Raw genomic sequence first — 24,525 nt, forward strand, 5'->3', positions numbered from 1 at the left:
CGCAACAGACTATGTGTTTTCTTTCCGGTGCCGCGCATATCGCAGGCAGTCAGTTGATCGGCGCGTTGATCCACCGCAGGTCGTCGATGACACCGCGGGCCGCAACCACGCCCTCGCCGGTCTGCCATATTTCGTTGTTCACCACGAACACCCGGTTTTCGCGGGTGGCGGACAGCCTGCGCCACGGGTGGCTGTCGAAGATCGCGTCGGCGCGGTCTTTGGCGGCCGGCGAGGCGAACGACACGTACACCAGGTCGCCGTCGGCCGCTGAGAAGTCCGGGTTGCCCGCCAAGTCGGCGTCGGTGCTGCCCATCTCGGTGTACGGCTTGTCGGTAAACCGTTGTGCCGCAGGACGATCCACGCCGACCGCGGTCAGCACGCTGGCCGGGAAGTTTTCGGCGCCGTATACCCGGATGGTGTTCTCGGTAAACTGCACCACCGACGCCTGGTAGTGGCCGGCGTCATGCGCGGCGCCGTCGTCGTGGGCTTTCTTGGCGAAGTCGTCGATGACGCCGCCCGCCGCGCTGGCCCGCCCGGTGGCCGCGCCCACCCCGCGCAGATTCTCCTGCCAGGCCGCGCCCGGCGCCCCGGTGAACACCGTCGGCGCGATCGCGGTCAGCGCGGGATACAACTTCGGCGTCAACGCTTGCGAGCCGAGGATCAAATCCGGCTTGGCCGCCGCGATAGCCGCCAGGTCGGGACTGCTGCGGGCGCCGACGCCCGGCAGCCGATGCACGACGGCGCCCAGATACGACGGCTGCGTCGAGGAGCCGTCCGGCAGCGCGGCGGCCACGATCCGCGCCTGCAGCCCCAGTGCGCACAGGGCGTCGAGCTGGTCGCCGGCGAGCACGACGATGCGCTGCGGGTCGGGGCTCACCTGGACCGAGGCGGGCTCGACGCCCGCGGCGTTGTGGGCGATGCGCGTTGGCGGGCCGGGATCCACCTGCGCCGGTTGCGGCGCACACGACTCGTCGGGCCGCCGCTGGTTGCCCAACACTCCGGCGCCCGCGATTTGGGTGGTGCTGGTGATCACCGACGTCGGCGGCGGGCCGCCGGGCGACGCTGTCGTGCAGGCCGTGCACAGCACGGCCGAAATCGCTGTCGCAGCGGCAGCGCAAATCACCGGTCGCACACCCCTGAACTGCACGGGTTCGAAGGTAACACCCGGTTCGCTGAGGTCGGCCGCACGGCTATTTCGCCCAATACGACAGTTTGTAGGACTAGTCGCCCGCCGGGCGCCGTCAAGGGCTAAACTCAAGAACCACTGATCCCAGTTGCTTTGCCCGATGTTAGGAGAGTTCTTGACCATCGAAGCGCCCCCGTTGGCAGAACTCGAGGCGAGTCGTCCCTACCCGCCCCGAACAGGCCCTAAAGGCAACCTGATCTACAAGCTGATCACCACCACCGATCACAAGATGATCGGGATGATGTACGTGGTCACCTGCTTTGCGTTCTTTTTCACCGGCGGTCTGATGGCGCTGCTGATGCGCGTCGAGTTGGCTGCGCCCGGCCTGCAGTTCCTGTCGAATGAGCAGTACAACCAGCTGTTCACCATGCACGGCACGATCATGCTGCTGTTCTACGCCACGCCGATCGTGTTCGGTTTTGCCAACCTGGTGCTGCCGCTGCAGATCGGCGCACCCGACGTGGCGTTCCCACGCTTGAACGCGTTCTCATTCTGGCTGTTTTTGTTCGGCGGGCTGATCGCGAACGCTGGCTTTATCGCCCCCGGCGGCGCGGCCGACTTCGGGTGGACCGCCTACACGCCGCTGAGCGATGCCGTCCACTCGCCCGGGGTCGGCGGCGACCTGTGGATCGTGGGTATCGCGCTCGCCGGCCTCGGCACCATCCTGGGCGCGGTCAACATGATCACCACGGTGGTGTGCATGCGCGCTCCGGGGATGACGATGTTCCGGATGCCGATCTTCACCTGGAACACCTTGGTGACCTCCATCTTGGTCCTGATTGTCTTCCCGCTGCTCACCGCCGCGCTGTTGGGACTGGCCGCCGACCGGCACCTCGGCGCGCACATCTATGACCCGGCCAACGGCGGGGTTCTGCTCTGGCAGCACCTCTTCTGGTTCTTCGGCCACCCCGAGGTCTACATCGTGGCGTTGCCGTTCTTCGGCATCGCCACCGAGATCATCCCGGTGTTCTCCCGCAAACCGGTCTTCGGCTACACCACGCTGGTCTATGCGACGCTGTCGATCGCCGCGCTGTCGATCGCGGTGTGGGCGCACCACATGTTCGCCACCGGCGCGGTCCTGCTGCCGTTCTTCTCGTTCATGACCTATTTGATCGCCGTGCCGACCGGCATCAAGTTCTTCAACTGGATCGGCACCATGTGGAAGGGCCAGTTGACCTTCGAGACGCCGATGCTCTTCACGGTCGGTTTCCTGGTGACCTTCCTGCTGGGCGGTCTGACCGGTGTGCTGCTGGCCAGCCCGCCACTGAACTTCCACGTCACCGACAGCTACTTCGTGATCGCGCACTTCCACTACGTGCTGTTCGGCACCATCGTGTTCGCCACGTTCGCCGGCACCTATTTCTGGTTCCCGAAGATGACCGGCCGGATGCTCGACGAGCGACTGGGCAAGCTGCACTTCTGGCTGACATTCATCGGTTTTCACACCACGTTCTTGATCCAGCACTGGCTGGGCGACATGGGCATGCCGCGCCGCTACGCCGACTACCTGCCCAGCGACGGATTCCAGACATACAACGTCGTCTCCACGGTCGGCGCGTTCATCCTCGGGGTGTCGATGATTCCGTTCATCTGGAACGTCTTCAAGAGCTGGCGCTACGGCGAAGTGGTCACCGTCGACGACCCGTGGGGCTACGGCAACTCGCTGGAGTGGGCCACCAGCTGCCCACCGCCGCGGCACAACTTCACCGAGCTGCCCCGAATCCGTTCCGAGCGTCCGGCGTTCGAGCTGCACTACCCACACATGGTGGAGCGGTTGCGCGCCGAGGCGCACGTGGGTCGTGCTCACAGTCTCTCGGAGGTCGCTGAGGTGTCGTCGAGCTGATGCAGCTGGGCAGCAGCCGCGGGTGACCAGAGCTCGCAAGGTGTCGGCGCTGATCACCGTCACCGGTGTCGACAAGCCGGGCGTGACGTCGGCGCTCTTCGAGGTTCTGGCGGGCCACAAGGTCGAACTGCTCAACGTCGAGCAAGTGGTGATCCGCGGCCGGCTGACGTTGGGCGTGCTGGTGTCGGCTCCGCTGGAAGTCTCCGACGGCAAGGCGCTGCGGGCGGAAGTCGAGGCGGCCATCCACGCGGTCGGACTGGACGTCAGCATCGAGCGCAGCGACGACCTGCCGATCATCCGGGAACCGTCGACCCACACCATCATGGTGCTGGGCCGGCCGATCACCGCCGAGGCGTTCGGTGCGGTGGCCCGGCAGGTCGCCACGTTGGGCGTCAACATCGACGTCATCCGCGGCGTCTCCGACTACCCCGTCACCGGCCTGGAGCTGCGGGTTTCCGTGCCGCCGGGCGTCGGTGGCCCGCTACAGGCCGCGCTGACGCGAGTGGCCGCCGACGCGGGCGTGGACGTGGCGCTCGAGGACTGCAGCCTGTCGCGGCGGGCCAAACGGCTGATCGTGTTCGACGTCGACTCGACACTGGTCCAGGGCGAGGTCATCGAGATGCTGGCCGCCCGGGTGGGCGCCCAGGACGCCGTCGCCGCCATCACCGAGGCCGCGATGCGCGGCGAGCTGGACTTCGCCGAGTCGCTGCACCAGCGGGTCGCCACCCTGGCCGGTCTGCCCGCCGACGTGCTCGACGAGGTCGGCGACCGGTTGGAGCTGACCCCTGGCGCGCGCACCACGTTGCGCACGCTGCGACGGCTGGGCTATCACGTGGGCGTGGTCTCCGGCGGCTTCCGGCAGGTCATCGAACCGTTGGCGCATGAGCTGATGCTGGACTTCGTCGCCGCCAACCAGTTGGAGATCGTCGACGGCAAAATCACCGGCCGGGTGATCGGCCCGGTCATCGACCGCGCCGGCAAAGCCAAGGCGTTACGGGACTTCGCGCATCAGGCCGGCGTGCCGATGGAGCAGACGGTCGCGGTCGGTGACGGCGCCAACGACATCGACATGCTGGCCGCCGCGGGCCTGGGCATCGCATTCAATGCCAAGCCCGCGCTGCGAGAAGTCGCCGACGCGTCGCTGAGCTATCCGTATCTGGACACCGTGCTGTTTTTGCTCGGCGTCACCCGCGGCGAGATCGAGGCCGCCGACGCGGTCGACGGTATGGTGCGCCGCGTCGAGATCCCGCCGGAATAGGTCGGCTCGCGGGGTGGGCGGCAGCCGTGGCGTCGCGGTACGGCACGATGGTCGGGTGGCCGAAACCGGAAACCGGAGGTGAACCCGAGGATTGGAGAATCCGAGGGTGGAACCGACATGACAACCGACGCAGCCGACCCCGATCTGCTGATCGACTTCAAAGACGTTGCGCTGCGACGGGATGGCCATGTGTTGGTTGGGCCGGTGAGCTGGTCGGTCGAACTCGGCGAGCGCTGGGTGATCATCGGCGCCAACGGCGCCGGCAAGACGTCATTGTTGCGCATCGCCGCCGCGGCCGAGCACCCGTCGTCCGGCATCGCCTATGTGCTCGGTGAGCGGCTCGGCCGGGTCGACATGTCCGAGCTGCGCTCCCGGGTGGGCTTGAGTTCTTCGGCGTTGGCAGGGCGGATTCCCGGCCATGAGATAGTCCGCGACCTGGTCGTGTCGGCCGGCTACGCGGTGCTGGGCCGGTGGCGGGAACGCTACGACGACGTCGACTACAACCGGGCGATCGACATGCTGGAGAGCCTGGGCGCCGAACACCTGGCCGATCGGTCCTACGGAACGCTGTCGGAAGGCGAGCGCAAGCGGGTGCTGATCGCGCGCGCGTTGATGACCGACCCCGAGTTGCTGCTGCTCGACGAACCGGTCGCCGGCCTGGATCTCGGCGGCCGTGAAGAGCTGGTGGCGCGGCTGACCGACCTGGCCGCCGACCCGGACGCTCCGGCGCTGGTCCTGGTGACACACCACGTCGAGGAGATTCCGCCTGGCTTCAGCCACTGCATGCTGATGTCGGCGGGACAGGTTGTCGCAGCGGGTTTGCTGACCGACGTGTTGACCGGCGAGAATCTATCCGCGGCGTTCGGCCAGGCGATCACCGTCGACGTGATCGCGGGGCGTTACTTCGCCCGGCGCACTCGCACCCACGCGGCCCACCGGAGGCGGTTATGAGCTCACCGAACGATCAGCCGCCGCCGACGCCTCGGCCCGCCGCGACGGTGATGCTGGTCCGCGACGACCCAGAAAGCCCAGGCGGCAGCTCTGTTTTCTTGATGCGCCGCCACTCGGCGATGGAGTTCGCTGCCGGGGTGACGGTGTTTCGCGACACCTACTTCTTTGTCGGGGCGTTGCCGGAGGGTCAGCGCGCCGACGGGGAAAACACCGAATCCGACAGCGCGGGTTGGACCACGCCGCAGGCGGCCATCGACGACTTCGCGGGCGGGCGCTGCTTCCTGTTGCCGCCGACCTGGACGCAGCTGGATTCGCTGGCCGGACGCACGGTCGCCGACGTGTCGGCCGTCGAACGTCAGATCGTCACCGTGCAACCGAACCTGCAAATCGACGGCGACACCTGGGTATTCGAGTTCTTCGGCTCCGACCGCTACCACCGAGCACGCAAAGCCGGCGGGCTGGGATGGCGGCTATGAGCGAATTCGTCAGCATCCACGTGGGCGCCCCCGGTGTCGGCACCCTGGTGCTGTCGCGACCGCCCACCAACGCGATGACCCGGCAGGTTTACCGGGAGATCGGCCAGGCGGCCGCCGAGGTCTGCCGGCGCGACGACATTGTCGCGGTGATCGTCTTCGGCGGCCACGACATCTTCTCCGCCGGCGACGACCTGCCGCAACTGCGCACGCTGGCCGTGTCCGAAGCCGAGACCTGGGCACGGGTGCGTCATGACGCTCTCGACGCCGTCGCGGCGATCCCCAAGCCGACCGTGGCGGCGGTCACCGGCTACGCCCTGGGCGCCGGGGTGGGCCTGGCGTTGGCCACCGATTGGCGGGTCAGCGGCGACAACGTGCGGTTCGGTGCGACGGAGATCCTGGCCGGGCTGGTGCCTGACGGCGTCGGTATTGCGCGACTGACGCGCACGGTCGGGGTGAGCAGGGCCAAGGAACTCGTCTACAGCGGGCGTTTCTTCGACGCCGAGGAGGCGCTGGCCCTGGGCTTGATCGACGAGATGGTGGCCCCTGACGACGTGTACGACGCCGCCGCGACCTGGGCCGGACGCTTCGTCGACGGACCACAGCACTTGTTGGCTGCGGCCAAGGCCGGCATCGACGAGGTGTTCGACCTGGCCCCGGCTCAGCGGGCGGCCGCGCAACGCCACCGCTTTGTGGAGGTATTCGCCCGCGCCACTAAGCTGGCCCAACGTGACGAGTACTGACCCGGCGCCGCAACCGCATGCCACCGCCGAGCAGGTGGAGGCCGCCCGCCACGACAGCAAGCTGGCCCAGGTGCTCTATCACGACTGGGAGGCGGAGAACTACGACGAGAAGTGGTCGATCTCCTATGACCAGCGCTGCATCGACTACGCGCGGGACTGCTTCGACGCGATTGTCCCCGACGACGAGGCCCGCCGGCTGCCCTATGATCGGGCTCTCGAATTGGGTTGCGGCACAGGCTTTTTTCTGCTGAACCTGATCCAGTCGGGGGTGGCGCGGCGCGGTTCGGTCACCGACCTGTCGCCGGGCATGGTCAAAGTCGCGGTCCGCAACGGCCAGTCGCTGGGCCTGGACATCGACGGCCGCGTCGCCGACGCCGAAGGCATCCCGTATGACGACGACACGTTCGACCTGGTGGTCGGTCACGCTGTGCTGCACCACATTCCCGATGTCGAGCTGTCACTGCGTGAGGTGCTGCGGGTGCTGCGCCCCGGTGGGCGGTTCGTGTTCGCCGGCGAGCCGACCACGGTCGGCGACGGCTACGCGCGGGCGCTCTCGGCGCTGACCTGGCGGATGGCGACCAATGTCACCAGGTTGCCCGGTCTGGGCGGCTGGCGGCGCCCGCAGGCCGAACTCGACGAATCCTCCCGCGCGGCCGCGCTGGAGGCTCTCGTCGACCTGCACACGTTCACACCCGACGATCTGGAGCGGATGGCCGCGCGTGCCGGCGCCGTCGACGTGCAGACCGCCACCGTGGAGCTCACCGCCGCGATGCTGGGCTGGACGCTGCGCACCTTCGAGCACGCGGTGCCGCCGGGGCGGTTGGGCTGGGGCTGGGCCAAGTTCGCGTTCACCAGCTGGAAGGCGCTGAGTTGGGTCGACGAGAACCTGTGCCGGCCGGTGGCGCCGAAGGGCTGGTTCTACAACCTGGAAGTCACCGGCGCCAAGCCGTCCTGAACGTCGGGCTCGACGACGTCCGAGGGTCAGGTTTTCAGGTTCTCGGCCGCCAGTGCGGTAGCACGACGCCGGTGAATCGTTCGACGAATGCGTAAGACTCGCATGTGAAGGTTCCCGCCAGCGAGCATTTTTTGCCAGCTTGCTCTTACCTTTGCCTTAAGCGTTTGTTACCCTCGATGGACCAAGGGTCGGGAATCTGCAATCCGCACCGTCAAAAGTGTGGTGGAGAAAGGAACGATCAATGGGTAACGCTCGGGCTATGGGCAGGGTCGGTTTACTGGCGCTGGGATTAGGGGTTGGCGCGGCGATCGCCTCGACGCCGGGGGTGGCCTCGGCCGACACGTCCACCGACTGGTTGTCGTTGTTGCTGGGCCCCGACGCGGCGGCGTCGGCTACCACAACTCCGTCATTGTTTGATTTCGCCTACTCGATCAACGGGGTGAGTCACGACTTCGGCACCGCGACCGCCACCTCGACCGTCGGCTCGGAGGCCTTCGCCATGGGCAACGACGCCAGCGCCAATGCTGGCATCGTGGGCAGCGGCAGCACCGACGACTTCGCCATGGCCGACGGCGCCTACGCCCTTGCCGACTCCGGCGGGAACGTCAGCTCGAACTCCGGCAGCGCCATCGACATCGGCAACAACGTCGCACCCTCGACCTACCCTGGCGCCCCGGACGGCGCCTACTCCGGCGCCGCCACCCTGATCGGCAACAACGCGGCCGACGCCGGCAACTCCGGCGCGCCTTCGCCGGCGCCGGCGGCCTGATCGGAGAGACCGGGAACGGCAGCAACGACTTCGCCTACAACGTCGGCAACCTCAACGGCTTCGGTCTCGGCCCCGCCGCCGTCGCCGGTGACAACAACAGCGCCAGCGAGTTCGGCAACATGACCGGAACCAACGACGGTTCGTTCGCGGGCAACGGCAACGGCAACGGTGACACTGCCAGCTATTTCGGCAACGTGACCAACAGCGACGTGGGTTCGTCCGCGGGCGGCGGCACCCACGACGTGGCCTACGTCCTCGACCCGTTCGGCACCGAAGGCAGCAGCGCTACCGCCGGCTTCGCCGGTAATTCCGACCTCGCCGGAGTCAACTTCGTCGACGGGGTGACCGCCACCGCGACCAACGGCAACGACCTTGTCACCCTCCTGCCGGACCTGTTCGGTGCCGGCACCTCCGCTACGGCCGAAAGCTTCGGCAACTTCCTGACCGACCTGATGGGGCTGCTGTAGCACTACCGTCCTGCTGGCGGGTCCGCGGTCGCCGTCGGCGCCGCGGACCCCGGCGGGCGGTGTAGCTTTGCCGTGATGCGCACCGGAGTTACGCCGTCCTGAGCGCCGGGTTCGGCTTCAGCGGCGACGACGTCAGCTATCTGCGCTCCGAGGCGGGGGCGGCTGCCCTGCGCGACGTTGCCGGCTACGCCTTCACCGACGCCACCCGGATAGCCGACATCGCGGCAGTGCGGGCCAAATTCGCCTGCCGGGCAGCGGTATTGGTGGAGACCGCGCTGCTGCGCCGGCGCGCGGCCGACAAACTGCCCGGCACCGGCGACTGGCTGTTCACCGACGAGGCGCTGCAGCAGGCCAGCGCTGCACCGGTCGCCCTGCATCGGGCAAACCGGCTGGGCGGCACAGTGATTCACGATGTGACCTGCTCGATCGGCACCGAGCTCGCGGCGCTGCGTGGCACCGCGGCCCGCGTCGTCGGCAGCGACATCGACCCGGTGCGGCTGGCGATGGCGCGACACAACCTCGGCGCCACGGTCGACCTGTGCCGCGCCGACGCGCTGCACCCGGTAACCCGTAACGCCGTGGTGCTGGCCGACCCGGCGCGCCGCGGCAGCGGGCGCCGGCGCGTCAACCCACGCGACTACCAGCCTGCGCTGGACCGGCTGTTTGAGGTCTATCGCGGCCGGGATCTGGTCGTGAAATGCGCTCCCGGAATAGATTTCGATGTCGTGAAGCGTCTGGGCTTCGACGGCGAGATCGAGGTGACGTCGTATCGCGGGTCGGTGCGGGAAGCCTGTTTGTGGTCGCCGGCGTTGGCCGAGCACGGTGTACGCCGGCGGGCCAACTTGCTGGACCGCGGCGAGCAGATCACCGACGCCGAGCCGGACGACTGCCCGGTCCGGCCCGCCGGTCGCTGGATCGTCGACCCGGACGGCGCCGTGGTGCGGGCCGGCCTGGTGCGTCACTGGGCCGCCCGGCACGCGCTTTGGCAGCTGGATCAGCACATCGCCTACCTGTCCGGCGACCACTTGCCGACGGGCATGCGCGGGTTTGAAGTGCTGCAGCAGCTGCCCTTCGATGAGCGCCGGTTGCGGCAGGCGCTTTCGGCGCGCGATTGCGGCGTGTTGGAGATCCTGGTGCGCGGAGTCGACATCGAACCCACGGCGCTGCGACGCCGGTTGGCGTTGCGCGGCAACGGATCGTTGACGGTGGTGATCACCCGGGTCGGCTCGGGTGCGACTGCGCGAGGGACCGCGTTCGTGTGCCGGCCGTCGCGTTGAGCGCCGACGTAACGGAAGTCCGCCCACGAGGGTCGTTTCAGACCGACAAGCCCACATCAAGCTGCGAAAATATTCGAAGTTCGCACATTTGTGGGCACATTTGTGGGCACATTTGTGGGCACATTTGCACACTGGTCAATGAACTAAGGAGCCTCAGCGCACGCGGGCAGTTACGACGGCGCCTACGCCGAAGGCAACGACCTGGGGACCTCGACCGGCAAGGCGCCGACCACCTGATCGGCATCGTGAAGTTCTACGGCGACAGCACGACCACAACCACCGCCGAGAGCGCCAACGCGGCCGACATGCTGTCCGGCGCCACCGCCGCTGCAGACAGCAGCAACACCATGACCGACGTCACGTCGCTGTTCGACCCGGCCGGCGCGGCCGCCGACGCCAGCCACCTGGTGACCGAGATCGCGTCGCTGTTCTGACGGCGTTGTCTCCCGGGCCGCAAGGCCCGTGAGACAATACGTCGGCGGCTGACGCCACCAGGCCGGGGCGGACCGTTTGCCGCCCCGCGCCAGAGGCGTTGGGTAGTCTGTCGGGACGGCATTTCAGCCGTTTCCAGCCTGCGAGGACAAGTCGAACGATGCGCACCTTGATCGCGGCCGCGCTGGCCGCGGCCGGAGCCTTGCTGGGCTGGGCCGGCGGCCCGGTCGCGGCCGCAGACTCAGCGTGCACCAGCATGGGCGGCGATGTCGAGGGTGATCAGGTCTGCCACGTGCACGCCGCGAACGCCGCCTACACCCTGGACATGAAGTTCCCACTTGACTACCCCGACGAGCAGGCGCTGACCGATTACGTCACGCAAAACCGGGACGGGTTCGTCAGTGTCGCACAGACGTCGTCGCAGACGTCGGGCGCCCGCGATGTGCCCTACCAGATGGAGGTGACCTCCCAGCAGTATCACTCCGGGCAGCCTCCCGCCGGCACCCGAAGCGTGGTGCTCAAGGTCTTCGAGGATCTCGGCGGCCCGCGCCCGTCGACGTCCTACAAGAGTTTCAACTACGACCTCGGATCACACCAGCCGATCACCTTCGACACCCTCTTCCCGCCCAACAGCAAACCGCTGGACGCCATCTATCCGATCGTCCAGCGGGAGGTCGGCCACCAGGCCGGGTCCGGCACCGCGATCCTGCCCGGCTCCGGCCTCGACTCGTCGCACTACCAGAACTTCGCGATCACCGACGACGAGCTGATCTTCTACTTTGCGCCGGGGGAGCTGCTGCCGCCGGCGATCGCCGGCGCGACCCAAGCCCATGTGCCGCGCAACGCCATTCCGCCGCTGGCCATCAAGGGCTGACCGGGCCTGCGCTGCCGCGACAGTTACATCTGTCACGAGCTGCATCTCGTGGCGCACATAACCGCACACTCGACGAATAGCTCGGTCCGGCGCCAACGGCCCACTCAGGTCGGCGCGAAGCTGTACACCTGGCCGCCGCTGGTGGCGGTGACCACCCGGCGGTCATGGCCGACCGAGACCCCGACGGGGAAGCCGGTCGCCTCAGGCAGCGGCAAGATCGCGAGCGTGCGGCCGCTGCCCGGATCGAAGACCAGCAGCGACATCCCCCGTGCTCCCGCGCCGGGCCCGCCGGTCACCACGACGTAGCCGGCCTCTCGACCGGCCAGGCTTGACGTCGACAGCGGGCTGATGTCGGTGCGGCGCCACACCTGCTCGGCGTGGTCGCCGGCGTCCCTGAAGGCAACCAGCCGGGTGCCCGGGCCGCCCCCGGACACGATCAACCCACTCGGCGTCACCGACGGCGGCGTCTGGGCAAGGAACTTCAGCGGCGCCGACCATTTCGGCTTGCCGTCGGCAGCGCGCAGCGCCCACAACCGCTCGTCGCGGCCGTTGACGTAAATCGTCGACCCGTCGCCGGACAGCACCGGGCTGGCTATCACCCCCGCGCTCACCGCATCGCTGGTCCATTCGCGCGTGAGCAGCGGGCTCTGACCCGGCTGATACTTCAACGCGGTCAGCACCGGCGCGGGGGCGCCCGGCTGCCAGATGCCCAGCACCACCGTCCCGCTCGACGGCGCAAACGCCGGCGCCGCGGCGACCGGGCAGCCGGCCAGGGCCGGTCCGCAATCGGAGAGCCCGCGGGTGAAGTCGGCCGGATCGACGTTGTCCACCAGATCTATTGCATTGCCCACCACGGTGCCGCGGTGTGCGTCGAAAACCTGCACCTGCCCCAGGTGCGTGACAACAAGCAGCTGGTTATGCCCGAGAATCCTTGGCGTAGAAGGCATTCCGATTACCGGCCGGCGCCAACGGATCCACTGGGTGACCGGAAACGACAGTATCGCTCCCGGCTGGCCGACGTAGAGGTTGTCGAACCCGTCGAACAGCGGGCCGGAGAGGCCGCCGCCTTGGAAGAGCCGGGTGCACCAGCGCTGCCGGCCGTTGTCGTCGTTCTCCCACTCCATCAGCGAGCAGCCGCCCGGCGTCTGCGCGTTGAGCGCCATCCAATTTCGCGAGCTCAATGCCGGTGCCGCCGCCAGCGAGCCCTTGACCGATCGGGTCCAGCGCAGGCTGAGGCTGGCGGCCCCGGACGTCGCGGTGTAGCTGCTGTTGGACGCGTCGGCGTATTGCGCCGGCCAGCCGTCGGCGGGCACGGGGTCGACCCAGGAGTCGGTGTTGCCGCAGCCGGCGAGGGCGGCCGCCACGACGACCGCGGTGACCGCCGTTGCGCGTCGCGCGTGCCGGTGATGCCCGGCGCCCTTGACGTGCACCACCCGCGCACCCGGCGGCAAGAAGCGGGTGAGTGGCACAGCCGAGACTAACCTGCGCCGGCTCGCGTCCGGGTAAGCCCGCCGTTCCGGCGCGCATCGTCGACGGGCTATCCTTTCCGGCCATGACGACAATGTGGGGGGCACCTCTGCATCGCCGCTGGCGGGGATCGATGCTCCGCGACCCACGCCAGGCCAAATTCCTCACGCTGGCATCGCTGAAATGGGTGCTGGCCCACCGCGCGTACACCCCGTGGTACCTGGTGCGCTACTGGCGGCTGCTGAAGTTCAAACTGGCCAACCCGCACGTCATCACCCGCGGCATGGTCTTTTTGGGCAAGGACGTCGAGATCCACGCGACCCCCGAGCTTGCCCAACTCGAGATCGGCCGGTGGGTGCACATCGGGGACAAGAACACCATCCGGGCGCACGAAGGCTCACTGCGCTTCGGTGACAAGGTGGTGCTGGGCCGCGACAACGTGATCAACTGCTACCTCGACATCGAGATCGGCGATTCGGCGCTGATGGCCGACTGGTGCTACGTCTGCGATTTCGACCACCGCATGGATGACATCACGCGGCCCATCAAAGACCAGGGGATTATCAAAGGTCCGGTCCGCATCGGCCCCGACACCTGGATGGCGACCAAGGTGACTGTGCTGCGGGGCACCACGATCGGCCGGGGCTGCGTGCTGGGATCGCACTCCGTGGTCAGGGGCGACGTGCCGGACTATTCGATCGCCGTCGGCGCGCCGGCCAAGGTGGTCAAAAACCGCCAGCTCGCCTGGGAGACCTCGGCTGCCCAGCGCGCCGAACTGGCGGCGGCGCTGGCCGATATCGAACGCAAAAAGGCCACCCGCTAAGGGTTTTCAGCGTATTTCCCGGTAGCGGCGCAGGGCCTCGCTGCGCTCGGCGTTGTGATCGACGATCGGTTCGGGGTACCCGCTCGGCCGCTCACCGTTGGTCATGCCGACGTCGTCGGCGTCGGCAAGCTGGGGTATCCAGCGACGAATGTAACCGCCTGTGGGGTCGAACTTTTCGGCTTGCTTAGCCGGGTTGAAGACCCGGAAGTACGGTGCCGCGTCGGTGCCGCAACCGGCACACCACTGCCAGCCGTGCTGGTTGCTGGCCATGTCGCCGTCGACCAGTTGATCTAAAAACCAGCGGGCCCCCCACTGCCACGGCAGGTGCAGGTCCTTGACCAGAAACGACGCGACGATCATCCGCACCCGGTTGTGCATGAACCCGGTCTCGCGCAGTTGGCGCATCCCGGCGTCGACGATCGGGAATCCGGTCTCGCCGACTTTCCATGCCGCGAAGCGGCGCTGGGCAACGGCCCCGGTGTCGGTCTCGATGGCGTCGAAGCCCCGGCTCCAATTCCACCACACGCTATCCGGCCAGTGGTAGCGGACCGCGGCGTAGAAGTCGCGAAATCCCAACTCCCGCAGGTATGCCCGCGCACCTGCCCGACGCTGGTCCAAGTCGGCTGCCATCGTTCGCGGGTGAACGGCGCCGAACTTCAGATGCGCCGACATTCGGCTGGTGGCCATCAGGTCCGGCCGGTTTCGGTCGTCGGAATAGCGTTCCAGCCCGTCGTCGACAAACGTTTTCCACTGCCGTCGCGCGGACGCCTCGCCGGCGGGCAAGTCGATGGCAGGGATCCGTTCCTCGGGCCGGCCCCGCGTGACCAGCAGCCGGCCATCGAGGTCGTCGCGCAGCCGGCGCAGCGAGTCGCACATGAACTGCATTCGGCGCGCCCCCGAGGACGCCTCCAGCCGCGGATCGAGCACGAAGCAGGCAAGCACGTCCTGGGAATCTGCGACCGCTTGCAGCAGCGCCGGCAGGTCATGCAGGCGAAGGTCGCGGCGAAACCACAGCAATGCCGGCATCAGCGGGCCGTCCGTCTCACGATCGGTTGAGTGCCCAGATATGGCCCGCCATCGCGGTGGCGAACGCACACCAGAGTGGATAAGCCAGCTGAGCTGCTCCGGCGCGCGGATCGGCGGCTGCGGTCCGGCGTGCCAGGTCGGCGCTGCTGGCCGCCAGAACTGCCGCGCCGATCGCCGAAGCGCCGAGCTTGTGGTATTTGAAGAACAGCCAACTCCATCCGGCGTTGAGAACCAGGTTGGCGCCCAGCGCCAGGGCGTAATTGCGGGCCTGGCGATGGTGGCCGTCGGCGCGCAGTCGATCGATGGCCGCCGCGGAGGTGACCGCGATGTCGGCATACAGCGTTGTCCACGCCACCGGAAACACCGCGCTCGGCGGGACGTAGCGGGGTTTACGCAACCGGCCGTACCATACCGGGGCCCGGTTCTTGCTCGCCACACTCCCGGTGCCCGCAGTCGCGGTGACAGCCAGCGCGGTGACGGCCAGTGCGTGCTTATTCATGTTGCCTTCCTTGATATTTCGATTCGACGGGAACTTTGTTTGCGCGCGCCGCGGTGGGCCACCAGATGCGATCACGCGGGCGAAGAACATCGACCAAGATCGTTTCAGTGATTTAAGTATTAATCAACTGAATTATTCTCCGAAACGCGGATATACGGACTTGGTCATGGGCCCTGATCAGACCGCCGACGAGCGCACCGCGCTGGAGTCGCAGATCACCGCCGATTTGCGGGTATTGACGGCCGAATCTGAGCAGATCGGCCGAGCTTTCGCTGTGGTGCACGACGACCGGGTCGCGTATTCGGCCGTGACCACGGGGTTGGAACGCTACCGGTTGCCATACAACGCGCTCACTCAGACCAGCCTCGCGCATATCGACTTGGCCACGCAGTTTCTCGGCGGGTCCTTGCAGGCTCCGATACTGATCGGCGCCATGACGGGCGGCGCTGAGCTGTCCGGCACGATCAACAAGAATCTGGCGGCAGCTGCCCAGCACCTCGGCCTCGGGATGATGCTCGGCTCGCAGCGGATCATGCTGGAGCAGGCGGGTCGATTTCTCGGCTGGCCCTGCGCGGCAGACCGGCTGGTTCGCATCGATCGACCGGCCCATCGTGCTGGTCAGCACCTCCTCGATCAAACAGGCCGATGCGGTGTTGGGGCGCATCTGGTCGAGCAACACATTTTGCGGCCGGCCGCCAAGCCGGTTGTCAAGTAACGGGCTAGCGCCGCACCTGTACTGCTGATGTGTGCTTGGTTGCCGACTCGCGTTGCCGCGCAACGATTTCACTCTCAAACTTCGACATCGCGGCGAGCATTGCATCAAACACCCGGTGGGCCGCCATCAGGTCGCGGTCGGGCAGACCGGCAAGCGCGGACCGGAGATGGACGCCCAGTGGGGTGAAAAACGCGTGCGCCAGTTCCATCCCGCTGTCTTCATACCGGAGAAGCGCTTTGCGCCGATCCGTGGGATCCGCTTCACGCCGAACATGCCCGGCGTCGATCATCCGGTCGACGAGGTAGGTGATCGCAGCCGGCGAGACGTCCATGCGCTGCCGCAACTGCGCCATCGTCAACGGTGTTCCGGCAGTCTCGGCAACCATCACGTGCAACAAAGCGTGAAAGTCGTTGCCGCTCACCTCGTTCTGACGCGCGAACTGGCGACCTACCCGATCAGACTGCGCTGTGACCGCCCGCATGTCGGCAGACATCAGCTTTTCCAGTTCTGCCCGGCTCACAGGTGAACTTCGAGTGCCCCGGTTGGTCACCTAATCGCATCCTTCTTGGCGATTGTCGCGCGAGCGTATAGGAAACCCGCTGGGTCAGCGGTGATACGCCCTTAACGGGGAAAGTGTGTCACAGTTGCGCTCAAATGCCGCACACCGGCGGCGCAGAGCCGGCAACAACCTGCTGGGCGGGTTAAGCGGCCCCCGGGTCGCCATTTGACAGCAAAATCTTAACTATTAATCAATTGAAGCAGATCCTTGCTACGCTGGCTATACGCCGTCGGGACTGCGGCCGAGGGAGTGTCACCATGCGCTGCGTCATTTTCGGTGCGACCGGTTACCTGGGCGCGCGTCTGGCGCCGGCGCTTCTTGCCGCCGGGCATGAAGTTCGGGTGATGGCACGCACCCCCGCCAAACTCGACGACGTGCCGTGGCGCCAGCAGGTCGACGTGGTCGACGGCGACGTCACGGATCGCGAACGGGTCCGCGGAGCACTCGAGGGTCAGCAAGTTCTCTACTACCTGGTGCACTCACTGCTGCGTTCGGATTTCGTCGACTTCGACGCCCGGGCCGCCTCGATCGTCGCCGACGCGGCGGGACAAGCCGGACTTTCGCGCATCGTCTACGTCGGCGGCATCATTCCCGATCAGCAGGAGCTGTCCGACCATCTGGCGTCCCGGGAAGAAGTGGGACGACTGCTGGGTAAGTCCAAAGTTCCCACCGTGGAGTTGCGCGCGGCGGCGATCATCGGGGCAGGCTCGGCCAGCTTCGAGATGCTGCGTTATCTGACCGAACGACTGCCGCTGATGGTCACCCCCCGGTGGCTGCGAACTCGGGTCCAGCCGATCGCGGTGCGCGACGTGCTCTACTACCTGACCAACGCGGCAGAACTGCCGGCCGAGGTGAGCCGGACTTTCGATATCGGCGGTCCGGATACGTTCACCTACACCGAGATGATCCGCAAGTACGCCGCGATCGCGGGGCTGGTGCGCCGGGTGGCGATTCCGGTGCCGGTGTTGACGCCGTGGCTCTCGTCGCACTGGGTGAACCTGATCACCCCGCTGCCACGCGTGCTCGCCACGTCGCTGATGGACTCCCTGGAAAACGACGTGGTATGCGCCGAGCACGACATCGGCGAACACATCCCCGATCCCCCGGGCGGACTCACCCACTATGAAGAGGCCGTCGAACTGGCCCTGGCCCGGCTGCGAGCCGGCGAGCTGCAGACCCGCTGGTCGCGGCGCGGCGACGACGACGCACCGTCGCGGCCGCTGCCCACCGACCCGGCGTGGGCCGGCGGATCGCTGAAAGAGCATGTGTGGGAACGGCGCCTGGACGCCGACGCCGAAACGCTCTGGCAGGCGTTCGAGGCGCTGGGCACCGTGCACGGCTGGTCGGCGGCCCCGCTCGCCTGGGTGCTGCGGGGGTGGATGGGCAGGCTCGGCGGCGCCGCGAAGGTTCACCGGCGGCCACCGCATCCGCACCGGCTGCATGCCGGTGAAGCGCTGGACTGGTGGCGGGTCGAGCATGTGCAACGGCCGCACCTGCTGCGGCTGCGCGCGGACATTGCGCTGCCCGGCCGGTTATGGCTCGAGCTGTCAGCGCACGACGACGGCGACGGCCGCTCCTCGTTTCGACAGACCACGCTGTTTGCGCCGCATGGCCTCGCCGGTGAAGCACTGTGGGCGGCGTCCGGCCCGGTTCGGGATGCGTTGCTCGGTGGTATCGCCCGCGACATCACCTCGGCGGTCCAGCGCCGGGCCGGCGCCGCGGTTTTCAGCGAAGTGCGCAGCGACGGTGAGCGCCACCAGGGCGCCGCGGCGGCTTTTCATCGCGTTCCGGCGCGCAGCCGGTAGCGGCGTTCGGCGTAGGCCAGGTCGTCGCGCCACAGCCGGGCCGCGGCGAAACGCATCAGGGGAGAAATCAGCGGGGCGCCATAGCGTGCCCGCCGGAATCCGGTCCGTTCGGAATGCGCGACGACGGCTTCGATCACCGCGGTCCGTGGCCGACCGTCAGAACCCAGACCGATTGGTGTGGCGTGAGTTTCGACGACGCTGCCGGTTCCCTCCCCGTCCACGATGCGCATCAGGACGGTCCGCGCCTCGGGGCTGGTGAACTCGGCGACGGTCGGCACGCCCAGCCGCCCGACGCTGAAGGTCACCGCGACCAAAAACCGGTCCGCCTCCTCGCTCGGAGTGGTCAGCACCTCGAGGCGGGTAAACGAATAAGGGTGAAACCAGCCGCCGTGCCACGGATCCAAGCGGTTGGCGATGATGTCGGACGGCTCGCATGCACCGGTGAGGCTGGCGACGGCGTGCAGGCTGTCGCCGGCCGGCCTGGCCGTAATCACCGGCTGATCAAGCGGCGGTTCGCCACCAACGCCGTCCATACGAACCCACGCCAGCACGCCGTCGTCGTGGGCGGGCAACGTTTTCCACCGGAATTCATCCCCGTCACCGTCGAGGCACAGACCGTGCCATCGGCAGATCAGCGCGCCGCGGTGCACCACCGCGGTGGCGAGGTCGGCGCCCAGATGCGGACAACTGCGCGGCCCGACGCGCAGCCGCCGGTGCTGATCGCGCCAGGCGACCAGTTCGACACCTGCGACGCGGGCGCCCAAGGGCCGGCCGGTCGCCACGTCGCGGCTGGCGGCGAACACATACCAGTTGCCGGTCGGCCGGCGCTGCGAGCGGTCCAGCGCGGCGTTGATGATCGCCGGCTGGGCGTCGCGATACGTCGGGCGCTGGCCGGCCCACGCCACCGGCGCGATGGCCTGCAGCGGCCAATCCTTCGGCCAGCGTCGCCGTATCCGGTCGCCGATCGTCATTGCGGAGAAAGCCTTTCTCGTCCGGCAAAAAAGCGCAACAGCGCCGAGCGGCCCTCGGTGGGCACCGTGCACAACGCATGTCCGGCGAGGCCCCATTGCGCCAACGTCTGGTTGGCCGCTGACCAGCCGGTGGTTGCGGCGCGTTCCATCAGCGCCACCGGCAGGTCGATGCGGATTCCGTCGCCGGCCAGCGCCAGTCCGGGCAACGGCGTGGCGACCGTGGGACGTTGTGCGTATGTCCCCGGCGCGAACAGCGGGCAGTCGCGGCGGTGCAGCACCCGCTCGTAGACAACCTCAGCCCGCGCGGTTTCGGGATAGAGCTGATGCAGCCGGCTTAACATGGCGTCCTTCGGCTGCGCGGATTCCACTGCATAGGAGTGCAATTCGACAACCGAGCCGCCGCGTTGGCGGGTCCACCGGGCGGCCTGGCGTTCATAGCGGTCCAAGACGCTGATGTTGTCCAGCGGTTCGTGGCCTGCGGTGCCCAAAAACGCCGGCCGTGGCGCGGCGACCGGGCGGTCGAGCCAGAGCCGGTGCACCAAAAACGGCGGCGCGGCGCCCAGTCGCGCGATTCGTGCCCGCCACAGGTCGTCACCGAGACCCGGCGACGCCGCGACGATCTGCTGCAGCCCGGCCACATCGGTGGCCAGCACCACGGCGTCGGCGTCCAACTGGTCACCGGTATCGGTGTGCACCCGAAACGTGTGGCCGCGCTCGATGCGGGCCACCGCCGTGCCCTGATGAAACCGCACCTCGAGCTCGCTCAGATAGTCCTGCAGCGGCTGCCAGAGCGCGGTGTCGTAGTTGGCGTTGGCGACGTCGAAAATCAGGCCCTCGCTGGAGCCGAGGAAATAGATGTGGAACATGGTGGCCAGCTCGGCGGCCGACAGCTGCGTCGGGCTGGCGAAGAAGCTGCGGGAGAACACCTCGAAAGCCAGGTGGCGCGCCGCGGTGGGGAAATTCAGACTCTTCAAAAAAGTCTCGGCGTCGATGTGATCGAGGCGGTGATAGACGTCGGGCAACGACACCGCCGCCAGCGGGGCGGCGGCGCGGACGTCGATCCTGGCCAGGTCGCGAAGCCGGAAGGTCGGGCTGCGCAACGCGAACGCCAGCGCGTTGAACGGCGGTGTGCGAGGCAGCCCCCGGAAGCTGTCCCGCCGGCCGGCGCCGTCGATCAGCGGGTAGTCGTCGACCGGGGTCAACATCGACAGCTGGGGGTCGACGCGGCGCAGCAACTCCCGCAAGTTGTAGTACTGCCGGAAGAAGGCGTGGAAGCCCCGGTTCATGGCGAGCTGGACGCCACGGTGGTGCTCGGTCCAGGCGCCGACCCGCCCGCCCAGGTAGTCCTCGCGCTCGATGACGTCGACGGCGATCCCGCGTTCGGCCAGCCCGGTGGCAGCGGCCAGGCCCGCGATACCGGCGCCGATGACGACCGCGCGCGGCCGAGACGACAGTGCGCCGGCATCGGGCAGGCCCCGCGGCGCCGGATGCATCCGGCGGCGACGATCGGTCATCGCGGCGCGTCTCCGAGGAACGTGTGCACGATGTTGGCTTCCCAGCCGGGCATGGTTTCACTGTGCACCGCGGCAAAACCCGCGTCGCGCAACCGATGTCGAAATTGGCGGGCGCCGTCGAAGGTCAGCACGCTGCGCCACAGATGGCGGTACAGCGTCGCGTCGCCGGTCTGCCGCCAGCCGGCCGGAATGATGATGCCCCAGCACACCGCATGCCACGCCCAGGTGGCGGCGCGCGAGTCGCGTACCGAGTAGTCGTGCACCGCCAGCGTGGCGCCGGGCCGCAGCAGGCTGCGCAGCGCACGTAGTTGCGTGTCGGGATCCGACAGATTACGGATCAGATAGGCGGCCAGGATCCCGTCGAACGGCCCGGTGACGCCGTTTTCGGCGAGCGCCTCGACGGGGCAGTGCACGAACCGCACCGACGCGGGCCAGGGCTTGGCCCGCGCCTCCTCGAGCATTCCCCGCGACGCGTCGACAGCGACGATGTCGGCCTGCGGGGCGACACTGCGCAACGCCGCTGTCGAGGCCCCGGTGCCGCAGCCGGCGTCGAGCAACCGCAGCCCCTGCCCGTCGGCGGGCAGGCGCATCCGGCGTGCCGAAAGCCGCAGCTGGGCGTGGTATCCGGGACTGGCGCCGACCAGGCGGTCGTAGGCGGCGGCGCCGACGTCGAAGGCGGCCGGGACGTCGCGGCGGGGCAGGCCGGTGTCACCGAGGCTCACGTTGCCGTTCCCACACCAGCAGCACCGCGGTGACCAACGCGAAGCCGAACAGGAAATCTTCGACCGGGATGCCCCACCCAAACCGCAGACCGGTGGTCTGCCGATCGGCGTAGCGCACGATTGGAGCGCTGAGCTTCGTCAACCATCCGTCCACCAGGATCTGAAACCCGACCACGATCAGCATCGACAACCAATAGGCCGGGCGTCGAAAAAGCCCGGTGCGCAACGCCGTGAGCTCCAAGACGCATACGACGACGACGGCGAGCACGGCCGGCACGGTGTAGCCGAGCCCGGTCATCGGCGGTTGACCCGTTTCAGAATGGCGCTGACCGCGTTGTAGGTCAGCAGCCCGCACACCGGGACGACGATGAAGAACAAGACCTCCTCGATCGGCACCCGGACCGGCAGATAAACCCCGACGATGTAGGCCGGGTTGTAGGTCCACACGTGTGCGGCGATCGCGACCTCGTCCCAGAGCACAAACACCGCGGCGACCGGTGCGACAGCCCGCACCGCCCGCCCGGGCTGACGGTAGACGCCGTCGCCGAAGAACTCCAACGGCAAGGTGATCACCAGGCACGCCGCAAGAACGATGAGGTACTGCCAGCGGTCGATCACGCCACACCGGATCGGCGATCGGCGGAGCGGGCCGGGTGCCTGCGCCGCGCCCGCCACGACCGCAGCAACCCGGCGCCGGCGACGCCGAGCCGTCGCGCGGCGCCCACGGTGGCGCGCCGGCCGAATACGGCAAAGTCGCAGTCTTCGATGCGGTCGAGAATATCCGAGTACAACGTCAGCGCGGTGGCCACGCAGGCCCGCGACCGCGGGGCCAGCAGCGAAATCCCGCCTTGGGCGTACTGGTAGACACCTCGGGCCAGGGCGTGCTGGTCGGCCAACGCCTGGCGAACCCGGCGATCGGTGCGGCGGTTGGCCTGGCACCACATCAGCAGGTCGCGATCGACGCCGTGGGCGGCCAGTTCGTCGGCGGGCAGGTAGACCCGTCGGCGGGTCAGGTCTTCGTCGATGTCGCGCAGGAAATTGGTGAGTTGGAAGGCCCAGCCCAGCGCTGCGGCGTACGGCGCGGCCTGCTCGGTCGGGCCGACCGTACCCAAGATCGGCAGCAGTTGCAGGCCAATAGCTTCCGCGGAGCCCTTCATATACAGGTTCAGCGCAGCGCGGTCGGGGTAGTCGGTGATCGTCAGATCCATCCGCATCGAGGCCAGAAAGTCGTCGAACAGTTCGTCTCTGATGCCGTAGCGGCGCGCGGTGTGGCTGACCGCCGCCAGCACCGGTTCGCTACCGTGGCCGACGCGTCCGAAGAACTTGTCGGACAACTCCTGCAGCCGCGCCCCGCGGATCGCGGTGTCCAGGTTGGGATCCAGATCGTCGAGGATGTCGTCGGCGTAGCGGGCGAACCCGTACAGCGCGTGAACCGGTGGACGTTGTTCGGGCGCAAGGAGTCTGGTGGCCAAAAAGAAGGTGCGGCCGTGGGCGGCATTGATTTGCCGGCAGCGTCGATATGCCTCGCGCAGGTTCGGGTCCGCGATGCCGGCGGCGTCCAGCTCGCTGCGGATCATGGCCGGCCGGCTCCGCTGACGACGGTCCGCCTCGACTCCTCGACGATGCCGGTGATGCGGTCGGCCGCCAGCCGCCCGGAGATCAGCGCGGTCGGCACCCCGACACCAGGCACGGTGGACGATCCGGCCAGCACCGCGTTGTCGGCGCCGCGCACCACGTTGGCCGGACGGAATGGCCCGGTTTGGGCGAAGGTGTGGGCCAGCGCGAACGGGGTGCCGGCGATCATGCCCTGGCGGGCCCAGTCCGCGGGATCCACGACGTGCAGCACCTTGGCCCCCTCGCGCAGACCGGGAATCAGTCGTGCTGCCACGACGTCGAGCAGTCGCTCGGTGTAGGCGTCGCCGATCCGAGACCAGTCGAGGACGCCGCGGCTCAGATTGGGCGCCGGCGCCAGGACGTAGAACAGGTCGTGGCCGGCGGGGGCCAGGCTCGGGTCGCCGGCTGTGGGCCTGGTGACCAGCAGCGACGGGTCCCGCATCAGTCGGCCGTCGCGGATGATGTCGGCGAATGTCTGGTCCCACGCGCCGCCGAACACGATGTTGTGATGTGCCAGTGGGCGATTCGCCGACGGCCGACTGGGACGGCCGATGTGCACGACCACCGCCGACGGCGCCGGCCGCAGGGCGCCGATCCGGCGGGGTTCGCGGCCCAGCAGTGCATAGGTCTGCGGCAGTTCACTGGTCAGCACCACCGCGTCGCAGGTGATGCGCTGGTCGGAGTCGGTGTGCACGGCGGTCACCCGGTTACCCGCGCGTTCCAGCCCGGTGACCGTGGCGCCGTAGTGGAATCGCACGCCGGCATCCGTGGCGGCGGCGGCCAGCGCGTCGGGCAGCGCCCGTATCCCGCCGCGCGGAAACAGCACGCCCGAGACGGTGTCCATGTAGGCGATCACCGCGTAGACCGCCAGCGCCTGCTGCGGCGCCACCCCGGCATACAGCGACTGGAAGGTGAACACTCGGCGCAGCCGCGGGTCGCTGATGTGGCGCCTGACCATCGCCTCCCATTTGCGGAATCCGCCGATCGCCGCCAGCCTGGCCAGCTGCGGGTTGAGCATCGACAGCGGGGAATCGAAGTTTCTGGCAATGAACCCGTCGAACTCGATCCGGTACAACCGTGTCAGCCAGTCCCGCAGCTGCCGGTAGCCCGCGGCCTGCTCGGCACCGGCGAAATCCCGGATCGCAGTGGCCATGCGATCCGCGTCGCTGTGCACATCAAGGCTGCTGCCGTCGGCGAACTGCGCGCGGTAGGCCGGATCTACCTCGAGCAGATCTACTCGTGCCGAAGCGGTTTCACCGACCGCAGCGAACGTCTCGTCGATGATGTCGGGCATGGTCAGCACGGTGGGCCCGGTGTCGAGGCGGTAGCCGTCGACGTCGACCCGCCCGGCGCGTCCACCGGGCCAACTTTCCCGTTCGACCACCGTCACTTCGCGGCCGCGGCCGGCCAGGTGCAGGGCCGCCGCGAGACCCGCGAAGCCCGCGCCGACGACGACCACCCGATCGCTTCGAGCCTGCACTGTCCGCATCAGCGGATGCCTCCCGGGATCGCCGGCGTCATTCGGTGCGCTTCGTGCAGATGTCGGCCATGGGGCGGGCGTGCCAGTCGAACACTTCGTAGA

At 68.0% G+C, this 24,525-nt stretch carries 25 protein-coding genes and 1 pseudogene; 14 read left to right on the plus strand and 12 right to left on the minus strand.

Going from position 1 to position 24,525, the window contains the following annotated elements; all coding sequences use genetic code 11:
* Window positions 1-49: 49 nt before the first annotated feature.
* The gene (locus tag M5I08_RS05065) at window positions 50-1,096 is read right to left on the minus strand and encodes an iron-siderophore ABC transporter substrate-binding protein (RefSeq protein ID WP_249763298.1); all 1,047 of its coding nucleotides are present in this window, start codon (window positions 1,094-1,096) and stop codon (window positions 50-52) included.
* A gap of 205 nt (window positions 1,097-1,301) precedes the next feature.
* Between M5I08_RS05065 and ctaD the strand changes: the two genes are divergently transcribed.
* The 11 genes from ctaD (at window position 1,302) to M5I08_RS05120 (ending at window position 11,228) form a co-directional block, all read left to right on the plus strand.
* Complete coding sequence (ctaD, locus tag M5I08_RS05070) at window positions 1,302-3,029, plus strand: aa3-type cytochrome oxidase subunit I (RefSeq protein WP_219066698.1); 1,728 nt, start codon at window positions 1,302-1,304, stop codon at window positions 3,027-3,029.
* Window positions 3,030-3,051: 22 nt separating this feature from the next.
* Window positions 3,052-4,287, plus strand: coding sequence for a phosphoserine phosphatase SerB (serB, locus tag M5I08_RS05075; protein WP_219066697.1), 1,236 nt, complete (start codon window positions 3,052-3,054; stop codon window positions 4,285-4,287).
* 117 nt (window positions 4,288-4,404) lie between these two features.
* A complete protein-coding gene (locus M5I08_RS05080) occupies window positions 4,405-5,238 on the plus strand; it encodes an ABC transporter ATP-binding protein (protein ID WP_219066696.1) in 834 nt (277 codons plus the stop codon).
* On the plus strand, window positions 5,235-5,714 hold the full coding sequence (locus tag M5I08_RS05085; RefSeq protein ID WP_219066695.1) for an NUDIX hydrolase: 480 nt from the start codon (window positions 5,235-5,237) through the stop codon (window positions 5,712-5,714). Before M5I08_RS05080 ends, M5I08_RS05085 begins: the two co-directional genes overlap by 4 nt.
* The gene (locus tag M5I08_RS05090; protein WP_249763136.1) at window positions 5,702-6,454 is read left to right on the plus strand and encodes an enoyl-CoA hydratase; all 753 of its coding nucleotides are present in this window, start codon (window positions 5,702-5,704) and stop codon (window positions 6,452-6,454) included. Before M5I08_RS05085 ends, M5I08_RS05090 begins: the two co-directional genes overlap by 13 nt.
* Entirely contained in the window at window positions 6,441-7,409 is a 969-nt protein-coding gene (locus tag M5I08_RS05095; protein WP_219066693.1) for a class I SAM-dependent methyltransferase, read from the plus strand. Before M5I08_RS05090 ends, M5I08_RS05095 begins: the two co-directional genes overlap by 14 nt.
* Window positions 7,410-7,650: 241 nt before the next feature.
* Window positions 7,651-8,178 (plus strand): hypothetical protein, encoded by a 528-nt coding sequence (locus M5I08_RS05100; RefSeq protein WP_219066692.1) that lies wholly within the window; start codon window positions 7,651-7,653, stop codon window positions 8,176-8,178.
* A gap of 119 nt (window positions 8,179-8,297) precedes the next feature.
* Complete coding sequence (locus M5I08_RS05105; RefSeq protein WP_219066691.1) at window positions 8,298-8,645, plus strand: hypothetical protein; 348 nt, start codon at window positions 8,298-8,300, stop codon at window positions 8,643-8,645.
* A 98-nt stretch (window positions 8,646-8,743) separates the two neighbouring features.
* Entirely contained in the window at window positions 8,744-9,922 is a 1,179-nt protein-coding gene (locus M5I08_RS05110) for a class I SAM-dependent methyltransferase (RefSeq protein ID WP_219066743.1), read from the plus strand.
* A 245-nt stretch (window positions 9,923-10,167) separates the two neighbouring features.
* On the plus strand, window positions 10,168-10,356 hold the full coding sequence (locus M5I08_RS05115) for a hypothetical protein (protein ID WP_219066690.1): 189 nt from the start codon (window positions 10,168-10,170) through the stop codon (window positions 10,354-10,356).
* A gap of 158 nt (window positions 10,357-10,514) precedes the next feature.
* Window positions 10,515-11,228 carry an esterase gene (locus M5I08_RS05120; RefSeq protein ID WP_219066689.1) on the plus strand — a complete coding sequence of 238 codons (714 nt, stop codon included), beginning with the start codon at window positions 10,515-10,517 and terminating at the stop codon, window positions 11,226-11,228.
* Between the two features lie 104 nt (window positions 11,229-11,332).
* On the opposite strand, the gene M5I08_RS05125 is transcribed toward M5I08_RS05120, so the two are convergent.
* A complete protein-coding gene (locus tag M5I08_RS05125) occupies window positions 11,333-12,592 on the minus strand; it encodes an outer membrane protein assembly factor BamB family protein (protein WP_249763299.1) in 1,260 nt (419 codons plus the stop codon).
* 188 nt (window positions 12,593-12,780) lie between these two features.
* Between M5I08_RS05125 and M5I08_RS05130 the strand changes: the two genes are divergently transcribed.
* The gene (locus M5I08_RS05130; RefSeq protein WP_219066688.1) at window positions 12,781-13,518 is read left to right on the plus strand and encodes an acyltransferase; all 738 of its coding nucleotides are present in this window, start codon (window positions 12,781-12,783) and stop codon (window positions 13,516-13,518) included.
* Window positions 13,519-13,524: 6 nt separating this feature from the next.
* Here M5I08_RS05130 and M5I08_RS05135 read toward each other — a convergent pair whose 3' ends face one another.
* Together M5I08_RS05135 and M5I08_RS05140 are read right to left on the minus strand one after the other, a co-directional pair.
* The gene (locus M5I08_RS05135) at window positions 13,525-14,544 is read right to left on the minus strand and encodes a cryptochrome/photolyase family protein (RefSeq protein ID WP_219066687.1); all 1,020 of its coding nucleotides are present in this window, start codon (window positions 14,542-14,544) and stop codon (window positions 13,525-13,527) included.
* Window positions 14,545-14,560: 16 nt separating this feature from the next.
* Complete coding sequence (locus M5I08_RS05140; RefSeq protein WP_219066686.1) at window positions 14,561-15,043, minus strand: TspO/MBR family protein; 483 nt, start codon at window positions 15,041-15,043, stop codon at window positions 14,561-14,563.
* Window positions 15,044-15,335: 292 nt separating this feature from the next.
* Here M5I08_RS05140 and M5I08_RS05145 point away from each other — a divergent pair.
* Window positions 15,336-15,590: pseudogene (locus tag M5I08_RS05145) on the plus strand (alpha-hydroxy-acid oxidizing protein); the annotation flags it as partial.
* 172 nt (window positions 15,591-15,762) lie between these two features.
* Here M5I08_RS05145 and M5I08_RS05150 read toward each other — a convergent pair.
* Entirely contained in the window at window positions 15,763-16,251 is a 489-nt protein-coding gene (locus M5I08_RS05150) for a MarR family winged helix-turn-helix transcriptional regulator (protein ID WP_219066741.1), read from the minus strand.
* Between the two features lie 323 nt (window positions 16,252-16,574).
* Here M5I08_RS05150 and M5I08_RS05155 point away from each other — a divergent pair, with 323 nt between their 5' ends.
* On the plus strand, window positions 16,575-18,122 hold the full coding sequence (locus tag M5I08_RS05155) for a DUF2867 domain-containing protein (protein ID WP_219066685.1): 1,548 nt from the start codon (window positions 16,575-16,577) through the stop codon (window positions 18,120-18,122).
* Here M5I08_RS05155 and M5I08_RS05160 read toward each other — a convergent pair.
* Genes M5I08_RS05160 through crtI form a run of 7 tightly spaced genes read right to left on the minus strand, consistent with a single transcriptional unit; the run spans window position 18,095 to window position 24,432 of the window.
* Complete coding sequence (locus M5I08_RS05160; protein WP_219066684.1) at window positions 18,095-19,093, minus strand: DUF5914 domain-containing protein; 999 nt, start codon at window positions 19,091-19,093, stop codon at window positions 18,095-18,097. The two genes, M5I08_RS05155 and M5I08_RS05160, sit on opposite strands and share 28 nt — an antisense overlap.
* Window positions 19,090-20,607, minus strand: coding sequence for an FAD-dependent oxidoreductase (locus M5I08_RS05165; RefSeq protein WP_219066683.1), 1,518 nt, complete (start codon window positions 20,605-20,607; stop codon window positions 19,090-19,092). Before M5I08_RS05165 ends, M5I08_RS05160 begins: the two co-directional genes overlap by 4 nt.
* The gene (locus M5I08_RS05170) at window positions 20,604-21,329 is read right to left on the minus strand and encodes a class I SAM-dependent methyltransferase (protein WP_249763137.1); all 726 of its coding nucleotides are present in this window, start codon (window positions 21,327-21,329) and stop codon (window positions 20,604-20,606) included. The genes M5I08_RS05165 and M5I08_RS05170 overlap by 4 nt, the downstream gene beginning before the upstream one ends.
* On the minus strand, window positions 21,316-21,627 hold the full coding sequence (locus M5I08_RS05175) for a lycopene cyclase domain-containing protein (RefSeq protein ID WP_219066682.1): 312 nt from the start codon (window positions 21,625-21,627) through the stop codon (window positions 21,316-21,318). Before M5I08_RS05175 ends, M5I08_RS05170 begins: the two co-directional genes overlap by 14 nt.
* On the minus strand, window positions 21,624-21,947 hold the full coding sequence (locus M5I08_RS05180; protein ID WP_219066681.1) for a lycopene cyclase domain-containing protein: 324 nt from the start codon (window positions 21,945-21,947) through the stop codon (window positions 21,624-21,626). Before M5I08_RS05180 ends, M5I08_RS05175 begins: the two co-directional genes overlap by 4 nt.
* Entirely contained in the window at window positions 21,944-22,906 is a 963-nt protein-coding gene (locus M5I08_RS05185) for a phytoene/squalene synthase family protein (RefSeq protein ID WP_219066680.1), read from the minus strand. Before M5I08_RS05185 ends, M5I08_RS05180 begins: the two co-directional genes overlap by 4 nt.
* Complete coding sequence (gene crtI, locus M5I08_RS05190; protein WP_219066679.1) at window positions 22,903-24,432, minus strand: phytoene desaturase family protein; 1,530 nt, start codon at window positions 24,430-24,432, stop codon at window positions 22,903-22,905. Before crtI ends, M5I08_RS05185 begins: the two co-directional genes overlap by 4 nt.
* Between the last annotated feature and the right edge of the window lie 93 nt (window positions 24,433-24,525).

The organism is Candidatus Mycobacterium methanotrophicum (assembly GCF_023515995.1).
In the GTDB taxonomy this organism is placed as follows: Bacteria; Actinomycetota; Actinomycetes; order Mycobacteriales; family Mycobacteriaceae; genus Mycobacterium; species Mycobacterium methanotrophicum.

What these genes read in the sequence shown, in the direction of transcription:
- M5I08_RS05120 (WP_219066689.1), top strand. Translation starts at nt 10,515, where the DNA reads ATGCGCACCTTGATCGCGGCCGCGCTGGCCGCGGCCGGAGCCTTGCTG.
- M5I08_RS05130 (WP_219066688.1), top strand. Translation starts at nt 12,781, where the DNA reads ATGACGACAATGTGGGGGGCACCTCTGCATCGCCGCTGGCGGGGATCG.
- M5I08_RS05100 (WP_219066692.1), top strand. Translation starts at nt 7,651, where the DNA reads ATGGGTAACGCTCGGGCTATGGGCAGGGTCGGTTTACTGGCGCTGGGA.
- M5I08_RS05160 (WP_219066684.1), bottom strand. Translation starts at nt 19,093, where the DNA reads ATGACGATCGGCGACCGGATACGGCGACGCTGGCCGAAGGATTGGCCG.
- M5I08_RS05175 (WP_219066682.1), bottom strand. Translation starts at nt 21,627, where the DNA reads ATGACCGGGCTCGGCTACACCGTGCCGGCCGTGCTCGCCGTCGTCGTC.
- M5I08_RS05165 (WP_219066683.1), bottom strand. Translation starts at nt 20,607, where the DNA reads ATGACCGATCGTCGCCGCCGGATGCATCCGGCGCCGCGGGGCCTGCCC.
- M5I08_RS05150 (WP_219066741.1), bottom strand. Translation starts at nt 16,251, where the DNA reads ATGTCTGCCGACATGCGGGCGGTCACAGCGCAGTCTGATCGGGTAGGT.
- M5I08_RS05105 (WP_219066691.1), top strand. Translation starts at nt 8,298, where the DNA reads ATGACCGGAACCAACGACGGTTCGTTCGCGGGCAACGGCAACGGCAAC.
- M5I08_RS05135 (WP_219066687.1), bottom strand. Translation starts at nt 14,544, where the DNA reads ATGCCGGCATTGCTGTGGTTTCGCCGCGACCTTCGCCTGCATGACCTG.
- M5I08_RS05155 (WP_219066685.1), top strand. Translation starts at nt 16,575, where the DNA reads ATGCGCTGCGTCATTTTCGGTGCGACCGGTTACCTGGGCGCGCGTCTG.
- crtI (WP_219066679.1), bottom strand. Translation starts at nt 24,432, where the DNA reads ATGCGGACAGTGCAGGCTCGAAGCGATCGGGTGGTCGTCGTCGGCGCG.
- M5I08_RS05090 (WP_249763136.1), top strand. Translation starts at nt 5,702, where the DNA reads ATGGCGGCTATGAGCGAATTCGTCAGCATCCACGTGGGCGCCCCCGGT.
- M5I08_RS05085 (WP_219066695.1), top strand. Translation starts at nt 5,235, where the DNA reads ATGAGCTCACCGAACGATCAGCCGCCGCCGACGCCTCGGCCCGCCGCG.
- M5I08_RS05140 (WP_219066686.1), bottom strand. Translation starts at nt 15,043, where the DNA reads ATGAATAAGCACGCACTGGCCGTCACCGCGCTGGCTGTCACCGCGACT.
- M5I08_RS05080 (WP_219066696.1), top strand. Translation starts at nt 4,405, where the DNA reads ATGACAACCGACGCAGCCGACCCCGATCTGCTGATCGACTTCAAAGAC.
- M5I08_RS05185 (WP_219066680.1), bottom strand. Translation starts at nt 22,906, where the DNA reads ATGATCCGCAGCGAGCTGGACGCCGCCGGCATCGCGGACCCGAACCTG.